At 46.4% G+C, this 17,374-nt stretch carries 16 protein-coding genes; 1 reads left to right on the forward strand and 15 read right to left on the reverse strand.

Annotated features, from left to right (window positions below; genetic code table 11):
* Nucleotides 1-33: 33 nt before the first annotated feature.
* The 6 genes from tig to rpsO all read right to left on the reverse strand — a co-directional run bounded on the left by tig (nucleotide 34) and on the right by rpsO (nucleotide 7,017).
* Entirely contained in the window at nucleotides 34-1,314 is a 1,281-nt protein-coding gene (tig, locus tag IV40_RS01855) for a trigger factor (protein WP_057768662.1), read from the reverse strand.
* Between the two features lie 206 nt (nucleotides 1,315-1,520).
* Nucleotides 1,521-2,711, reverse strand: a complete 1,191-nt coding sequence (tuf, locus tag IV40_RS01860) for an elongation factor Tu (RefSeq protein ID WP_057768663.1) — start codon at nucleotides 2,709-2,711, stop codon at nucleotides 1,521-1,523.
* 185 nt (nucleotides 2,712-2,896) lie between these two features.
* Nucleotides 2,897-3,820, reverse strand: coding sequence for a hypothetical protein (locus tag IV40_RS01865; protein WP_057768664.1), 924 nt, complete (start codon nucleotides 3,818-3,820; stop codon nucleotides 2,897-2,899).
* A gap of 61 nt (nucleotides 3,821-3,881) precedes the next feature.
* Nucleotides 3,882-5,699, reverse strand: a complete 1,818-nt coding sequence (locus IV40_RS01870; protein WP_082617832.1) for a ribonuclease J — start codon at nucleotides 5,697-5,699, stop codon at nucleotides 3,882-3,884.
* 12 nt (nucleotides 5,700-5,711) lie between these two features.
* Nucleotides 5,712-6,572 (reverse strand): dihydrodipicolinate synthase family protein, encoded by an 861-nt coding sequence (locus tag IV40_RS01875; RefSeq protein WP_057768665.1) that lies wholly within the window; start codon nucleotides 6,570-6,572, stop codon nucleotides 5,712-5,714.
* Nucleotides 6,573-6,747: 175 nt separating this feature from the next.
* A complete protein-coding gene (gene rpsO / locus IV40_RS01880; protein ID WP_057768666.1) occupies nucleotides 6,748-7,017 on the reverse strand; it encodes a 30S ribosomal protein S15 in 270 nt (89 codons plus the stop codon).
* A 256-nt stretch (nucleotides 7,018-7,273) separates the two neighbouring features.
* Here rpsO and rpsT point away from each other — a divergent pair, with 256 nt between their 5' ends.
* Nucleotides 7,274-7,528 carry a 30S ribosomal protein S20 gene (rpsT, locus tag IV40_RS01885; protein WP_057768667.1) on the forward strand — a complete coding sequence of 85 codons (255 nt, stop codon included), beginning with the start codon at nucleotides 7,274-7,276 and terminating at the stop codon, nucleotides 7,526-7,528.
* 42 nt (nucleotides 7,529-7,570) lie between these two features.
* On the opposite strand, the gene holA is transcribed toward rpsT, so the two are convergent.
* The 9 genes from holA to typA all read right to left on the reverse strand — a co-directional run bounded on the left by holA (nucleotide 7,571) and on the right by typA (nucleotide 17,339).
* Nucleotides 7,571-8,590: a DNA polymerase III subunit delta gene (holA, locus tag IV40_RS01890; protein WP_057768668.1), complete on the reverse strand. Its 1,020-nt coding sequence runs from the start codon at nucleotides 8,588-8,590 to the stop codon at nucleotides 7,571-7,573.
* Nucleotides 8,587-10,836 (reverse strand): DNA internalization-related competence protein ComEC/Rec2, encoded by a 2,250-nt coding sequence (locus IV40_RS01895; protein ID WP_057768669.1) that lies wholly within the window; start codon nucleotides 10,834-10,836, stop codon nucleotides 8,587-8,589. The genes holA and IV40_RS01895 overlap by 4 nt, the downstream gene beginning before the upstream one ends.
* Nucleotides 10,833-11,522, reverse strand: a complete 690-nt coding sequence (locus IV40_RS01900) for a helix-hairpin-helix domain-containing protein (protein ID WP_057768670.1) — start codon at nucleotides 11,520-11,522, stop codon at nucleotides 10,833-10,835. The genes IV40_RS01895 and IV40_RS01900 overlap by 4 nt, the downstream gene beginning before the upstream one ends.
* A 69-nt stretch (nucleotides 11,523-11,591) precedes the next feature.
* Complete coding sequence (locus tag IV40_RS01905; RefSeq protein ID WP_082617831.1) at nucleotides 11,592-12,668, reverse strand: SepM family pheromone-processing serine protease; 1,077 nt, start codon at nucleotides 12,666-12,668, stop codon at nucleotides 11,592-11,594.
* Nucleotides 12,669-12,672: 4 nt separating this feature from the next.
* A complete protein-coding gene (coaD, locus tag IV40_RS01910; RefSeq protein WP_057768671.1) occupies nucleotides 12,673-13,167 on the reverse strand; it encodes a pantetheine-phosphate adenylyltransferase in 495 nt (164 codons plus the stop codon).
* The gene (rsmD, locus tag IV40_RS01915; RefSeq protein WP_057768672.1) at nucleotides 13,164-13,727 is read right to left on the reverse strand and encodes a 16S rRNA (guanine(966)-N(2))-methyltransferase RsmD; all 564 of its coding nucleotides are present in this window, start codon (nucleotides 13,725-13,727) and stop codon (nucleotides 13,164-13,166) included. Before rsmD ends, coaD begins: the two co-directional genes overlap by 4 nt.
* Nucleotides 13,714-14,061 carry a YlbG family protein gene (locus IV40_RS01920; protein WP_057768673.1) on the reverse strand — a complete coding sequence of 116 codons (348 nt, stop codon included), beginning with the start codon at nucleotides 14,059-14,061 and terminating at the stop codon, nucleotides 13,714-13,716. Before IV40_RS01920 ends, rsmD begins: the two co-directional genes overlap by 14 nt.
* Complete coding sequence (locus IV40_RS01925; protein ID WP_057768819.1) at nucleotides 14,054-15,265, reverse strand: FtsW/RodA/SpoVE family cell cycle protein; 1,212 nt, start codon at nucleotides 15,263-15,265, stop codon at nucleotides 14,054-14,056. The genes IV40_RS01920 and IV40_RS01925 overlap by 8 nt, the downstream gene beginning before the upstream one ends.
* A gap of 223 nt (nucleotides 15,266-15,488) precedes the next feature.
* The gene (gene typA / locus IV40_RS01930; RefSeq protein ID WP_057768674.1) at nucleotides 15,489-17,339 is read right to left on the reverse strand and encodes a translational GTPase TypA; all 1,851 of its coding nucleotides are present in this window, start codon (nucleotides 17,337-17,339) and stop codon (nucleotides 15,489-15,491) included.
* Between the last annotated feature and the right edge of the window lie 35 nt (nucleotides 17,340-17,374).

Consider the following 17,374-nt stretch of genomic DNA (forward strand, 5'->3'; position numbering starts at 1 on the left):
CTTGTTATTTTAAATCCACAAATCCATTAAAAATTACTTTTCAACGGCTGTGTCTGAAACGATGTCGATGGCTTTTTGAACGCCGATATCATGCTTGAGCATATCGTCTGTCAAAGCATTACGAACGGCCTTTTCGTCCATGCTGTAATCAGCAGCCAACTTCTTGATTTCATCATTGATTTCATCTTCAGTTGGGTTGATCTTTTCAGCAGCAACGATTGCTTCGAGTGTCAAGTCAGTCTTAACACGCTTTTCAGCATCATTGGAGAACTGCTTGCGGAGATCGTCTTCGTTTGTACCTGTCAATTGATAGTACATCTTCGGGCTGATTCCTTGGCGTTGCATGTTGCCCAGATATTGATTCAACTGGTTGTTGATTTCGTCTTGGATCATGGCATCTGGAATGTCGCCGATTGTCGCATTTTCAACGGCTTCGTTCAAAGCAGCATCTTCAATGGCAGCATCCGCAGCATCGTTCTTTTGTTTCGTCAAGTCATCCTTGATCTTCTTCTTTAATTCGTCTAAGGTATCGACGTTTTCGTCAACATCCTTGGCAAATTCATCGTCCAGCTTAGGTAATTCCTTTGACTTCACTTCGTGGATTGTAACGGCGAACTTCGCGTCCTTGCCAGCAACATCCTTAGCCTGATAGTCATCTGGGAACTTCACACTGACTTCAACATCATCGCCGGCCTTGTGACCGATCAATTGATCTTCGAAGCCAGGAATGAAGCTGTTAGAACCTAATTCAAGGGAGTAGTTATCAGCTTTACCGCCTTCGAATTCTTTGCCGTCGATTGTACCGACATAGTCGATTGTAACGGTGTCGCCTTTTTCAGCAGCAGAATCCTTCAGAACCAGTTCAGCGTCTTTTTCTTGGTCATCCTTTAATTGCTTGTCAACATCGTCATCGGTAACGGTACGATCTTGCTTCGGCACTTCAAGGTTCTTGTAGTCGCCTAACTTGACTTCAGGCTTAACGGTTACAGTTGCTTTGATGACCCATGGCTTGTCGTCTTCCATGGATTCCACATTCAATTGTGGCTGATCCACTGGTGAAATTTGCGTTTCAGCAACGGCTGCTTCATAAGCATCTGGCAAAGCAATGTTCAGGGCATCTTCGTAAAGAGCACCTTCCCCATATTGTTGGTCGAAAATACGACGCGGAACCTTACCTTTACGGAAACCTGGTACACTGATGTTTTTACGAACACGTTTGAACGCTTCATCTAAACTTGATTTGATTGTATCTGTATCAATTTCGAAGGTTAATTCGCCATCATTGGCGCCCTTCTTTTCCCATTTTGCGGACATATAATTCCCTCCGGATCCTATATAAATTTCAGTCTTACATACCTTACTAGCATAAACTATTTTCACGATAAAGTAAATGCAAATCACTGGTTTTACAAGACTTTTCAGGCCATTTTCAGCCTGATTGCAGTTCACTTTGCCCATGAACTCATTTTAAGGCAAAAAAAACACGCGATTTGCATCGCGTGTTTTCAGAAATTGACAAATTAGTCTAAGATTTCAGTAACGACACCGGCACCAACCGTACGTCCACCTTCGCGGACAGTAAACTTAGTTCCTTTTTCGATCGCAACTGGCTTGATCAAGTCAACTTCGAAAGTAACGTTATCACCAGGCATAACCATTTCTACGCCATCTGGTAATTCGATAACACCAGTAACATCAGTTGTATGGAAATAGAACTGAGGACGGTAGTTTGAGAAGAACGGTGTATGACGGCCGCCTTCTTCTTTAGTCATAACGTAAACTTCACCCTTGAACTTGTTGTGAGTTTGGATAGAACCAGGAGCAGCCAAAACTTGGCCACGTTCAACTTGGTCATGGTTAATCCCACGAAGTAAGATACCAACGTTATCGCCGGCTTCACCAAGATCCAATGTCTTACGGAACATTTCCAAACCAGTAACAGTTGACTTCAAAACTTCTGGCTGTAAGCCGACGATTTCAACTTCATCACCAAGCTTGATTGTCCCACGGTCGATACGACCAGATGCAACAGTCCCACGGCCAGTAATTGTGAAGACATCTTCAACAGGCATCAAGAAAGGCTTGTCAGTATCACGAACTGGTGTTGGAATGTATTCATCAATGATGTCCAAAAGATCAAGAACAACTTGTTCTTGTTCTGGGTCGCCTTGGAGAGCCTTCAAAGCTGAACCACGGACAACTGGAATATCATCACCCGGATAATCGTATTCGGATAATAATTCACGAACTTCCATTTCAACTAAGTCGATCAATTCGTCATCATCAACTAAATCAGTCTTGTTTAAGAAGACAACGATGTAGTTAACACCGACCTGACGAGCTAACAGGATATGTTCACGTGTCTGTGGCATTGGGCCATCAGTTGCGGCAACAACTAAGATGGCACCATCCATTTGAGCGGCACCGGTGATCATATTCTTAACATAATCAGCATGTCCTGGCGCATCGATATGTGCGTAATGACGCTTTTCTGTTTCATATTCAACATGGGCAGTGTTGATAGTGATACCACGTTCCTTTTCTTCTGGTGCGGCATCGATATCAGCATAATCTTCTTCTTTGGCAAGGCCTTTTGCAGCCAATACCTTTGTGATTGCAGCTGTCAGTGTTGTTTTCCCATGGTCAACATGGCCAATAGTACCAATATTTACATGGGGTTTAGTTCTTTCATAATGTTCTTTTTCTGCCATTAATGAGAGCCTCCTGTATGTTTAGGATAACCCCGATCCTATCAGATGGGGTTCCTTTGTTTTTTATTATACTACTCAAAAACCAAAAAAACAAAGCGCTTTTTCAGTAATTCGTAGAATCCTTAACAGATTATACGGGGCAAAATGCCCTTTGTAAATACCTATTTGCAAAAAAGACTGTTTTTTTATTGAATCTGCGGCAGCAGCTTGTTAAAAGCAGTCTGAATCTCGTCCAGCTGAGCCGCAACCGGCAGCAATTGCGGCGGCACCGGTTGATCGGTTGCACGCAGAATGGCCGTTCGGACCCATTGTGCCGGTTTAGTCACGATCCGATCAGCGAAGGGATACAAATAGGCAAACGCAAACTTCATCTTCGTCTGAATGTCCAAATATAAAAACGGATCCTGATCGTTCAGCGACTCCAGTGCATCGTTGACTGCCTGATACGCCGGACCGCCTTCAATTGCCGTTAGTTGTGCTGGTATTACCGTCTTGGTCGACCCATCGTTCCAAATAAAATGGACCGGTGTCTGAATCTGCAGGCGCTGCAGCCCTTCCAGCAAATCGCTGCGCATCAGCAAATTGGCAAATGGGTCGTTAAGCAGGTGTGTCACTGACGCCACATAAGCGTCCAACGGCAGGCGTCGTGCTTCCTCCAGTAACGGCAGTGCCTTTGTTATCGGTTCACCGCCTAGATGATACAGCCGTTTTTGCAAATCCCGAATCTTGTCTGGTTTCAATTGCTGTTCGGCACGTTTGATTTTCTGAAAAGCCATCGTCAGCTGGTCGCCCTGCCAAACGGCTAATGCGAACTGGCGCGCTGTAATCAATTGGCCTGCTTTTAATAATGTCTCCAGATAAAATTCCCGACGGCTTGGGTCCTGCGCATACGCATGCTCGAGTTCTTGGGCCACATCCGCCGCCAACTGCTCCTGCTGATCTAATTGCAAGGCTTCAACGTATAGCTGATTGATTGCTAGATTGTTGTTTTGCGTATAAGCCGCTTCCAAATTGGCAACCGCTTCTTTAGCTTTTCCGGCCGCTAAAGCATTCTTGCCGACCAGCAGCTGCTGATTTTGTGAATATGGAAATTGGATTTTTTCGCCCATAGGCTGCTCCTTTTTAAAAACGAGGATATGACATAAGTCACGTCCTCGTTTTAAATCGAATTTACTTTGACTGTGCTGGTTTTGCAGCCGGTTTCTTAGCAGCTGCTTTTTTCACTGGCTTTTTGGCAGCCGTTTTCTTAGCTGGTGCCTGCTTTGCAGCTGGCACTTCCGTCTTCGTATTTTTATGTGCTTTATGCGCATAACTGCGCTGACGGTTTTGGTTGACCTCCATAATAACTGGTAAAATCACCGGACGTCGTTTTGTCTGTTCATACAAATAGTGGCCCAAATCTTCACGGACATCCTGCTTCAGGTGGCTCCAATCGAATTCTTTGTGATCGAGGTTCTTCTGAACGGTATCGGTCACAATTTGTGTACTTTCGGCCATCAAATCCTTGCTGGTCTTGACATAGACAAACCCACGTGCCGTCACTTTTGGTGTAGTGACAATCGACTTGGTCTTGCGGTTGATCGTAATGACGGCGATGAAGATTCCGTCTTCAGAAAGCAATTTGCGATCCCGCAACACGATATTGCCGATGTCGCCGACCCCGATACCATCAATCATCGTATTCCCAGCATCAACTTGGCCGGAAACATGCATCTTGCCATGATCATAACTGACCACATCACCAATCCCCGTAATGAAGATATTCTGATACGGCATCCCGACTTCATGGGCAATGTCAGCGTGCGCCGCCAGCAAACGGTATTCGCCTTGTACTGGCAGCAGGTATTCTGGATGCAGCAAATTGAGCATCAGCTGTAGATCATTCTTGCCGGCATGACCAGAAGCATGCAAATCATCACTGATTGACTTTACTTCGCCGCCAGCACGGTAAATCATATCTTTGGTTTCCGCAACCACCGTATCCATCGCATGGGACGGAGTCGTCGTGATAAAGACTAAATCGCCTTGATTGATTCGAACCGTACTGTGACGGTTAACAGCCATCTTCTGCAACGCTTTGATTGGTTCACCCATCTTGCCGGTTTCCAGCACAACGGTTTTTTCCGGATCCAATTGTTTGATGTCTTTAATCGGTACAATAATATCATCGTCCGGCAGCTTCAAAGAACCTTGTTTCAAAGCGGTCCGCACGATCCGTTCCAAATCGCGGCCGGTCAAAACGACCTTGCGACCTGTTTTTGCCGCCGCATCAATGACCTGCTGGACCCGCATGATGTTGGAAGCAACGGAAGCAACAATAATCCGACCTTCATGATATTCAAAGGCTTCTAAGATATAGTTGTAAATGTCCCGTTCGCTGGCATCTTCATACGGCGATTCAGCATTGGCGGAATCACTGAGCAACGCTAAGACACCCTCTGAGCCGATTTCGGTCAAACGGGCATAATTCGTCTGGTACATCGGCACAGCCGATTGATCAAACTTGAAGTCGCCGGTATAGACCACATCGCCCTCATCGGTCTTGATCACGATCCCCATCGAGCCCGGAATCGAATGAGTTGTCTTGAAAAATGAAACGGTGGCTTGATCGAAATCGATCGCCGTGTTCTCATCAACGACATGGAAATCCTTGAATTTCTTGGCTTTGGGTTGATTGGCAACGGCCAGTTTGGCCAGATCGATCGTCAAATCCGAACCGAAAACAGGCACATCATGCTTTTCAACAAAATATGGAAGTGCCCCGATTGCATCGGCATGACCATGGGTCAGAAAAATCCCGACCACTTTATCAATATTTTCTTCTAAGTATGAGAAATCCGGGATGACAACATCGATCCCCAACAATTCATTTTCAGGGTATTTCAACCCGCAATCTAACACAAAAATTTCATCGTCCACTTGGACAGCATACATATTCTTGCCGTTTTCACGGACACCGCCCAGTGCGATTATTTTAATTTTACTCATGCCTTCACCTCTTTAAAGTTTTACTTGTTGATTCAAAGTTTGTAATAATTGTTGTTCCGAAAAAGCTGGTTTCCTGAGCGGCAGCCGGCATGGCCCAGATTCAGGCTGTAAAACCTTTGTCGCCGCATGCCACCCAACACGCTGGCATTCATCAAACAATGTCGTTAAAGCTCGTTGTGCAGCTAGCGCATCCGGCCATTCATGGTCATGGACTAGTCGTGCGATTCGCTGCAAAGCTGAACCGTATAATTGTCCGGCCGGCGTGACAATGCCGTCAGCACCGCTGATCAAGGCTTGTGCGAAATGTTGCGGAACACTTGTTGCAACTGCACATGGTGTTTCTTTGGTGCCGGCAATCAAGGCATCCAATTGCTGGACATCATCCGTCACAATGCCCTGTACTTGCGGCAATAGTGCCAGCGATAATAACTGCTGGACCGATAAGTGCGGCACGGTTCGGGACTGATTCAAGATTACAATCGGCAGTTCACTATGATCCGCAAACACCCGCAGATAAGCAGCTGCTCCGTCCGCATGAATGCCAGGCGCAGCCGGTACGGACACAAATAAGGCACTGACATGGTTAATGTGCGCATACTGTTGTGCAAAGGCCAACGCTGTCTGCAGATCCGTCTGTGGAACAGCGACCCATAATGAAGTTCCCTGCGGCAAACAGGAATTGACCTTTTCAGTCACCAGCAACCGTTCTGCGCTCGACAAAAACTGTTCTGCACCAGCACCAACGACGATTGTACTGGACCCCGTTGCCGCCAATTCGGTCACGAATGCCGGAATTGCCTGGAGATTCAGCTGACCGTCAGCCGTCATCGGCGTCGTCAGAACCGTTTTGAGGACACTCATTTCTCGTTCCATCTTAAGAACCCTCTTTTTCAATTTTCGAAGCACTTCAAAATTGCGAACCCGTTTAATTACTTAAGACACATTTTACCATAATTCAGGCTGCAAAAAAACTCTTGCCCATGAATGGCCGTCAATTGCAGGGCACAAAAAAACGACCGCCCGTTGAGGCGATCGTTTGAAGTCGTGATTAACGACGTAAACCAAGTGCTTGGATTAAGGCTTGGTAACGTTGAACATCTTTGTTACGTAAGTAGCGTAACAAGTTACGACGATGACCAATCTTCTTCATTTGACCAACATATGAATGATGATCTTTCTTGTTTGCACGTAAATGTTCGTTTAAAGCGTTGATATCAGCTGTTAAAACGGCGATTTGTACTTCTGGTGAACCTGTGTCGCCTTCGTGGCGTGCAAATTTTTTGATAATGTCGTTCTTTTCTGTTTGTGAAATTGCCATGTGAATTTCCACCTTTCTGAATTTAAGCCTAACACTGGGCAAAACGTCGGTGAGTCGTTAAACAAAGCATTAGGTTGCTTTTAACACGTCTTCTACTTTACGCGAAAACCACCTAAATGGCAAGTTCTTTTTACTTATAGCGATAAAGTTTGCGAGAATCGTTGCATTGTCGCCTCTTTCTTTGCTATAATATCATTTGTTGAAACTCAAAATCTGTCATCAAGATAGTGAAACTAACTCGTGGAGGTGAAACTCGATGCCACAAATCAAATCAGCTATGAAACGTGTTAAGACTCAGGAAAAAGCTGGCGTTCGCAACGCCGCTGAATTAAGCACATTACGTACTGCATTGAAGAAGTTCAAAACTGCTCAAGCAAACGGTAGCGATGATACAGAAGCCTTATATAAGGAAGCTGTTCGTTCCGTTGATATGGCAAAATCAAAAGGCATTATCAAGGCTAACAAAGCTGCCCGTGATAAGTCACGTTTAAGCAAATTAATGGCCAAGTAAGCGGCCGCTAAAAAAAGGACTCGGAATTTTCCGAGTCCTTTTTTATGCTGCAGCGAATTTGAGCACAAACAGCTCAAAGGCCAAATTTTTATCCATTTGGCCGGACTTCATCTGCACTTCTGTCTCCTCTAGTCCGAGATAACCGGCTTTCAGTGTCCTGCGTGAAAATCGTTTTGCCTGCTGCAGCGCCAGTTTGATCCGATATGGATGCACTTTTAAGGTGCTCGCCAAATTCCCCTGCGAATACCCTTTTTCGCTTAAGATTTTAACTTGCAGCAATAATCGAAACTGTGAGAGCACAATGGCATTGAGTCCGATTGGTTCCTCTTTTTGCAGCAAAAGCTCTCGGTATATTTCAAGGGCTTGGGCCGTCTGTTTCGAAAGCACCGCATCGACGAGATGAAAAACATTATCCTCCAAGCTTTGGGCGACCAGCTGATCGACTGCCGCCGCATCAATCTGCTTGCTCTGAGCAGCATACGTCTCCAATTTAGTCACTTCATTCATCATCTGGGTCAGATTGCCATCCGTTCGTTCCGATAACAGTCGCAGTGCATCCGGTGCAATTCGAAATCCGTCCTGTTCGATCCGCTGCTGCACAAAGCGAGTACTTTCCCGTTCATTTAGACGACTGACATCGATCAAAGTCGCCTTTTTTTTGAGCTGCTTAACGACCTTCTTGCGGGCATCCAATTTTTCATAAGGCGCAAAGAAGACAAGTATGGTCGATTGCTGCGGCTCGGTGACATACTGCAAAACCCCATCAAGATCATGGGTAATTTTATTTTTAACCGTTTCACCAGTCAGAAAATACGGATTTTCAATGAAGACGACCCGCCGCTCCCCCAAAAAAGGGGCCGAAATTGCATCGTTCAACGCAACCGCCACCGGTGTCGTTGTCATATCATATTCGCCGAAATTCATTGTCATTTCGTCCGGACTCAATAACTTTTTAAAGGCCAGCTTCGTCTGCTGGATCAAATAGTCTTCTTGACCCAAAATGACATACATTGGGTCGGTTTTTCCTTGTTGCAGCTGTTTGACAAGTTGTGCTAATTTCATGCTGGCGGCTCCTTTTTCAAATAATAAGTAAAGTGGGATCGGTATCCATCATACCACGTAATCATCCCCCGTTGGGCAGTCGTTTCAAACGGAATGCCCAAGGTGTGATAAGTGGCAAGAACATCCGGATGTGGATGCCCATAGCGATTCTTGCGTCCAACTGAGATCAAAATCTTTTCTGGATGCCATTTTTTCAATGCTGCGGGATCGCTGGCTGTATGACTGCCATGGTGCCCCGCCTTTAAATAATCGACGGCAAACGGCTGTTGTAATAGTTTTTGTTCACCGTCGCGGTCCAAATCACCGGTCAGTAACCACCGCTTCGTCCCCATTTGGAAGTGAACCACCACCGAATCTTCATTGGTCCCTAAACCGGGGCGGCTGGGTGCTAAAATATCGAATTTTTGACCGGCATAACGCAATTGACTACCGGCCAAAACGGGATGCAGCTGCACACGATCCAAAAATGGTGCCATCTTGCGCTGAAACTGCGGATTCTGTTCCAATCCCTGTCCATAGACCACTTCTCGAACTGGGAAGCGTTTCAATAACACGGCTAAATCGCCGATGTGGTCCGCATCCTGATGCGATAAAATAACGGCATCCAGCGAACGGATTCCTTCCTTTTTCAAATACGGCAGCGTGATGGTCTCGACACGATTTGAGGCTGTCCGTTCCTGCCATTTTTCCTGCTGAAAACTAAGCTTGCCGCCGGTGTCGATCAGGACTGCACCGCGTTTAAACGGCATTTCAATCAGAATGCTGTCGCCCTGGCCGATATCAAAGAAAACCACTTTGCCAAATGGCAGCCAGCGAATGCTGATCAATGCAATGAAATAATAGCAGCCAAGCCGCACCCAAGCATGTCGTCGTCGCTTTTGATTAAACTGCTGATTCAAATGCAAAGTTGCCCCTAGCAGCAATAAAACAAGCCACACTTCTGGCTGGCCAAACACAAAATTGAATTGCGGAACTTGTGCCAGCCATGACAATTGCTGCATTAAAACAGTGAAAAACCATTCAATTAGCTGGCTGAGACTCGGCAAAATCGGGAAAACAGCGGCTCCGATCAATGTCAGCGGTACGATCAGATGCACAAAAAGCGGTGCGGCCACCAGATTCAGCAGCAAGGTCAATAAATGCCACTCCGACCGCATCAACAGGCAAATCGGCAGATTCAGCGCTGTTAGGAACCATAAACGCTGCCATTCCGACCTGTGTGTGCAGTAAATCAGTCCGCCAGCCATTAGATAACTGAGCACGCCTCCAAAGCTGAACAATAAATAGGGATTCAAAAACAGTTCACCGATCAAAACGATGCTGAATCGGTCCAGACGAGCCGTGCGAATTTGCAGGCATTGGCATAAAAGACCAAACCAGCTGAATAATACCGCCCGCCTTAAGCCAGTTCCAGCTCCGGCCAATACACAGCCCACTGGCAAAAGAACAAGCAAGGCCGTGCGACACCATTCACGCGGAATCTTCAGAACAGTCGTTATCCCATATAATCCTGCAATCAAGCTGTAAACATGTAAACCGGATAGACTGAACAAATGAATGATTCCCAATTGGCCGAGCTCCTGCTGATACTCACGATCACTCTCCGAACGATCGCCTAATAGCAACTGGCGGGCATGGTCCGCCAAACGGGGCGGCAATTGCCGGCAATAATGTTGCACAGCGGCCCGCAGCCAATGAATGCCATCGCCCAATTGATAGGGCAGGTTGGTTTGTCTGTCGATCGTCTCAGCCTGCAGTTGGTAAAAAATATGTTGCTGCTGACCTTGATAACGAGCATAATCAAATTCTCCCTCATTGGTGGCCGGTTGCAGCCGTTCGTAGGTTCCAGTGACCATCCACCGCTGTTTGCGGTAGATCTGCTGATACGCCTGTTTTTCTGCTGGCGAACGCAGCCGGTAAATCCCCTGCACCCTGATATTTTCTGCTGTCCGACCGGTCATAAAAACCAAGTCGCCGCTTGTCCGCACCTGATCGGGCTGAACAGTCAGTGTAGTGGCCGTTGGTCGCGGCGGAGATTGTTGTAAGGCTTGTGCCTGCCAGCAGCGGAGCGCAAATAGACTCCCCAAAATGGCGGCGGCCGTCAATACGCTTTTCTGTTGCATCTTCAGCATTCGAAACAACCATAGAACTCCGCAAACAGCTGCGTACCACCATTTTTCAGCCAGTAGTCCGTAAGCAACCAGCACACAGGTGATGGCTGGAAAAAACCACAAGTTACGTTTCATACCGTAATGTGATCCTTCAGACTTTCAAACGTTTTAGCACCGATTCCAGAAACCTTTTGCAGATCTTCGATTGTTGCAAATGAACCTTGCTCCTCACGATAAGCAACAATTTGTTCCGCTTTTTTGGGGCCGATGCCATTCAGTTGCTGCAAAGCCGACGCATCCGCCTGGTTCAAATTCACTTTGGTCCCACTGCCATCACTCGCTGAATCTGCAGCTGTGCCCGTTGTGGCAGTTGCGACGGCTGTATCAGTCGTGCCAGCCGTCGGTGAAGCGGCCTGAACGGCTTCTCCTTTTTGTGGGATATAGATATAATCCTGATCGGTCAATTTCTGTGCACCGTTCATCTGGGTCGTATCCGCATTTTCCAAATAACCGCCTGCTTCAGTCACCACATCGAACAAACGTGAATTGGCGGTAATTTGATAGATACCTGGTTTTGCAACGGCCCCTTTGAGTTCAACAAACCCATGTGTGATTCGTTTTACTTCCTGGCTGCTGGACACTGCGGCTTTTTCTGCAGAAGGTGTTTCAACTTGCGAGCTCGTCATCGCTGTCTGATTTTTGTTCTGCAGCTGCTGCCGGTGCTGCGACTGCCAACCCCATAAGATGACACCGGCTAAAAGAACGATCACGCCGACATACCAATATTGCCGTATTTTTTGCACAATCTCCTGTCGTTCCATTTTTGATCACCTCATCTTACGATTACGCAAAAAAATCCGTTACGTTTTCTTCGTAACGGATTTTTTTCATTATTTTGTTTGATGTGTTTGTAAATACTTGATCACGTCCTTAAAATTGCGGACGGGCACGACCTTCATTTGCGAATGCAATTTCCGAACCGTCTTTTTAGCAGTCACATAATTATTCACATAGGTCGGATCGAGCTTTTTGATGGCCTTTGTAGCCGGTTCATCCGGTGCAAAGAAAACTTTTGCCCCTTCTCGATTGGCTGCAACGACCTTCTTATCGATGCCGCCGATCTGACCGACCGAACCATCTTCAGCAATTGTCCCTGTTCCAGCAATGTTCTGTCCATTGCGCAAAGCGGCTTGATTCGTCAGCTGGCTGTAAATCTGCAGGGTAAACATCATCCCAGCGGACGGACCGCCGATACTGCCGGCATTGACCTTGACCGGAATCTTTGTTTTGACCGTTGTATGATCGGTCAGCGTGATTCCTAACCCAGCCCGTTTGGTGCCTGGCAATTGAATCAATTTACGGGTCGCCTGATGGGTGTGGCCCGCACGTAAATACGTAATCGTCACTTTTGTGCCCAGCTTTTTGCCTTTGACATAGTCGATAAAAGCCTGTGAACTTTTAAAGGCATGCCCATCAATCTTGGTAATCGTATCACCGACTTTTAAAACCGTTTTGAAATTAGACTGGTCCATGATTGTCCAGACATACACGCCTAAGTATTTCTTCGTATAGGCCTTGTGTGCCGCTTTATAAGCCACCACAATCGCATTGTTTTCGGACGACTTCATATAGTAATCTTGCAGCTGATTGTACTGGCTATTATTCTCGTTGCCCATCAGTTCCTGCTGGCTGGTCACATCGTCATAGGGCTTGAAATGGGCAATAGCGAGCATCAATGGTGTGGCCGGTCCTTGAACACCAACAGTTGTCAGCATATAGCTCCCTTTCGCATGGTCGCGTTTGTGATTCACTTGTACATATTGATTTAAGGGTTCAGCCGTTCCGGGTTCTTCAATATACTGGCTGGTCCGGTAAAAGAGGAGCCACAACAGCACTAGAATACCGGCAAACCACAGGAAGAAGCGGCCGGGATGGCGAAAGATGAACCACTTTTTATTTTTATTCATCTGCTCAGTCCTTTGTGGAATATCGTTGCTGCAGCGCCGTTGCGACGACCGGCGGCACCAGACCGCTCACATCGCCGCCAAACGAAGCCACTTCTTTGACCATACTCGATGAAATGAAAACATACTCAGCAGATGCCGGCAGAAAAATCGTTTCAATCTTGGCATCCTGCGTTTTATTCATCTGGGCGATGGCAATTTCATATTCGAAATCATGCACATCACGGAGCCCCCGCAGCAAAAACTGTGCGCCTAATTTTTCAGCGAGATGGATTGTCAGGACTTCCGGTTCAGCCAGAACCCGAATATTGGGCAGCTGCGCCGTTGCTGCTTTGATCATTGCGACCCGTTCATCCCCCGAAAATAATGGCTTCTTGGCCGTATTCGTCATGACAGCAATAATGATTTCATCGAACAGAGCACTAGCTCGTTCAACCGTTTCTAAATGACCATTCGTAAAGGGGTCGAAACTGCCTGGAAATAATGCAATCCGTTTTGTCATGCCTGCTGTCCTCCTTGATATTGAAAAATGGCCACTTCCGTGATGCCATAAGTTTGCTGCTTCAGAATCCGATAATCAGTTAGCTCTGGGTAGCTGACGGTGGTATCCGTTTCAGCCAAAATGACTGCGTCAGGCTTCAGAAGTTGTAATTCGACAAAGCGCTGCAATAATTTTTCAATCTGCTGCTTTTTATAGGGCGGATCTAACAGAATTAAATCAAACTGTTCCTGCTCATCGGCAAAGTGATGCAATGCCTTTTTGGCATCCATCTTCAGCAGCGTAAATTTCTCCGGCTGTTTGGTAACCGCAATGTTTTTTTGAATCGTCTGATAAGCGGCGTACTGGCGATCGACCAGTGTCGCATGATCCATGCCCCGTGAAACAGCCTCAATACCTAAGGCGCCCGTTCCAGCGTACAAGTCAAGCACATTGCCGCCCTTCAAATACGGCCGCAAAATATTAAACATGGTTTCTTTGACCTTATCAAGGGTCGGACGCGTCTTCATGCCAGGCACCGCCTGAAGACGCCGGCCGCCGTATTCGCCGCTAATGATTCGCATCAGCATCGTCCTCCTCATGATCAAGCTGCCGGATCAGGCGGTCTTCTTCATCGTCCTCGATCTCGCCTTTTTTCTGCAGCCCTGAATGCTGGTCGATTCGAGCCGTAAAGTTCATATTGATCTCCGGACGGTGCGATTTAGCAACTCGTTTGACAAAGTGCAGCTTCTCTAATTGCGCCATAATCGCATCAATCTCATCCTGGTCGACATATAAATAAACATATTTCATTTTTTTAGAGACATAATCAATCATCCCATAACGCCGTAATTGTTTGATCTGTTTCATGGAATAGACCCAGACTACGATTCCTTGGCGTGATGTCATTTTAAACATGGGCTTCTTCCTCCTTCTTTAATTGGACCGGCTTAGGAGTCCGCTGTTCCCGTTTTTCATCGGCAGCAACATCAAAAACCAGCCCTAGGGCAATGGCGAGCATCAGCATACTCGACCCCCCATAACTGATAAACGGCAGCGTCACCCCGGTAATCGGCAAAATGCCAGACATCCCGCCAACATTGAACAGAGTCTGAACGAACAACCAGGCAGCCACACCATAGCAAATTAAGGAACGATAGGCGCTCTTCGCCCGAATCCCGATCAGCATAATCCGGAAAATCAAGAAAAAGAGCAGCGCTAAAATAATCAAGGCACCGACTAATCCTAATTCTTCAGTGGTAATCGAGAGGATAAAATCAGTATATGGTTCCGGCAAATAGCCTCGTTTCTGAATACTATTGCCGAGTCCGACACCGAACCAGCTCCCATTATTGATTGCATAATAAGAATTGACCAGCTGGGCGCCCCCCTTGTTCTCCAATTGGAACGGATGCAAAAAGGACATCAAACGACTGAATTTATAACTGCTGGTCAAAAAACTCGGTTTCAGTTTAATGACGGCAAACACTAAACCGATGATGATGCCGATCGTTCCAAACAGCGTCGTGACACTATACCGCACCGAAATACCGCTACTGATCCAGACAATCAGCACAATAAAGGCCAAGATGGCCATCCCGCCTAAATCAGGCTGGATAAGGACCATTGCCAGCATGAGCGCAATGCACACCAGCTGCTTGCGGGTCGCCTTCACATACCCCCAAAACTTGAGCTGGGAATATTCATGACCATGCTTGGCGAGCACATGTGCCAGATACAGGATCAGCGTCAGTTTGGCAATTTCCACCGGTTGCACGTTGAAACCACCCAGCGCGATCCAGCCAGTCGCCCCATTGACGGCCGAACTCGGATGAACATATTTTAAAACGACTAAGTAAAATAGCAAAATGTAGGTAATCAGCATCAACAATCCGATCATCGCCGAATCATTGATCTGCTTCCATCCAATTGACAGCATCACTGCAATCAAGAGAAAGCTTAAGGTGACATATAACATTTGCTTATTCAAATAAAGCTGCGGACTTTGATTGTTCATCATCAATTGATCGGCACTCGCCGAATAAACCATGACGACCCCGACGCCACACAGAATCAAGTAAGGGATCAATAGGAAATAATCCAAATAGCGGAGACGGGCCATAAATCGTTTGCGCATCGCACCGGTCCGTTTCTTCCGCTTGTTTTCTTTCTTGGTTGCCAACTTGCTTCTCCACCTCTTCTATTCACACAGTACAATGCCATTATTATAGCATAGCCGACCGCAAAGCGTGATTTGACATTGACAGCTTAAGAAAAGTTTCACGTCGCTGAACAAAAAAATAGTCCTGCGAGAATATTTTCTCCCAGAACTATCCGTTTAAAACTTATTTGTCTTTGTTAGCAGCGATCTTTTTACGCTTAGCAGCCTTTTGACGTTCGCCAGTGTTCAAAATCTTCTTGCGCAGACGAATGCTTTCAGGTGTCACTTCACAGTATTCATCATCGTTCAAGAATTCGATTGATTCTTCAAGCGTCAAATGCTTAGGTGTCTTGATAGCGGCAGCATGATCCTTCCCAGCAGCACGTGTGTTGGTCAGGTTCTTCCCCTTCGTTGCATTAACAGCAATATCCGCTTCACGGCTGTTTTCGCCGACAATCATGCCTTCATAAACTTCGGTCGTTGGGTCGATGAATAAAGTCCCACGTTCCTCAATCGACTGCAAACTGTAAGTGGTTGCAGCCCCATTGTTGATTGAAACTAAGGCACCATTACGACGGCCAGGTTCCCAGTTTTTGATAACTGGCAGGTACTTTTCGAAGGTATGGTTCATAATGCCGTAACCACCCGTCATGGTCATGAATTCAGTTGAATAACCGATCAAACCACGAGAAGGTGCTAAGAAGGTCAAACGAGTCTGCCCATTGTCAGTCGTTTCCATGTTCTGCATTTCGCCCTTACGCTTAGACATGCTATCGATTACAGAACCAGTGTATTCACTAGGTGTATCGATCTGAACAGATTCAAACGGTTCGCAAGTTTCGCCATCGATATCACGATAGATAACCTGCGGACGGGATAATTGCAGTTCGTAACCTTCACGGCGCATTTCTTCGACCAAGATGGACAAATGTAATTCACCACGACCAGAAACAGTCCAAGCACCGGCAGTATCTGTGTCTTCCACACGTAAGGACACATCAGTGTGCAGCTGTGCCTTTAAACGATCTTCCAACTTGCGGGCAGTCACGAATTTTCCTTCACGACCGGCAAATGGCGAATCATTGGCAACAAATTGCATCTGCAAAGTTGGTTCATCGATTCGTAAGATCGGCAAAGCATCCGGATGATCAACTGGTGTCACCGTTTCCCCAACGAAGATATCTTCCATCCCTGAAACAGCGATGATATCGCCGGCCTTAGCTTCTTGGACTTCGACCCGCTTCAATCCGATAAACCCGAAAATCTTCGTGACACGGAAGTTCTTCTTCGAACCATCCAACTTCAAAACAGAAACGTTGTCCCCAATTTTGATCTTGCCACGGAAGACACGGCCAATCCCGATTCGGCCAACATAATCGTTATAATCAAGCATCGCAACTTGGAATTGTAACGGTTCGTCGCTGTTATCGATTGGTGCCGGAATCGTCTTCAAAATGGTATCAAAAACAGGCTTCATGGTGTGTTCCTGCTTAGCAGGATCAGAATCATAGCTGGAAGTCCCGTTAACAGCAGATGTGTAAACGATTGGGAATTCAAGCTGATCATCGTCAGCGCCTAATTCAATAAAGAGTTCGAGAACTTCGTCGACAACTTCTTCCGGACGGGCACCGGGACGATCGATCTTGTTGATCACCACAACAGGTGTCAAATGCTGTTCCAAAGCTTTCTTCAAAACAAACCGTGTTTGCGGCATTGTTCCTTCAAAGGCATCGACAACTAAAAGGACCCCATCAACCATCTTCATGATTCGTTCCACTTCACCACCGAAATCGGCATGTCCTGGTGTATCGACGATGTTGATCTGATGACCGTCGTAATGAACGGCCGTATTCTTGGAAAGAATCGTGATCCCACGTTCCTTTTCAATCGGATTTGTATCCATGGCACGATCCTGTAATTCTGTATGTTGATTCAAGGTATCGGATTGCTTCAGCATTTCATTGACCAATGTTGTTTTACCATGATCGACATGGGCAATGATCGCAACGTTTCGGATATCTTCACGTGTTTTCAAGTTTATTTGCGCTCCCTCTCAATAAATGAACGATT

Origin of the sequence: Lactobacillus selangorensis, assembly GCF_001437205.1 — a bacterium.
Taxonomy (GTDB): Bacteria; Bacillota; Bacilli; order Lactobacillales; family Lactobacillaceae; genus Paralactobacillus; species Paralactobacillus selangorensis.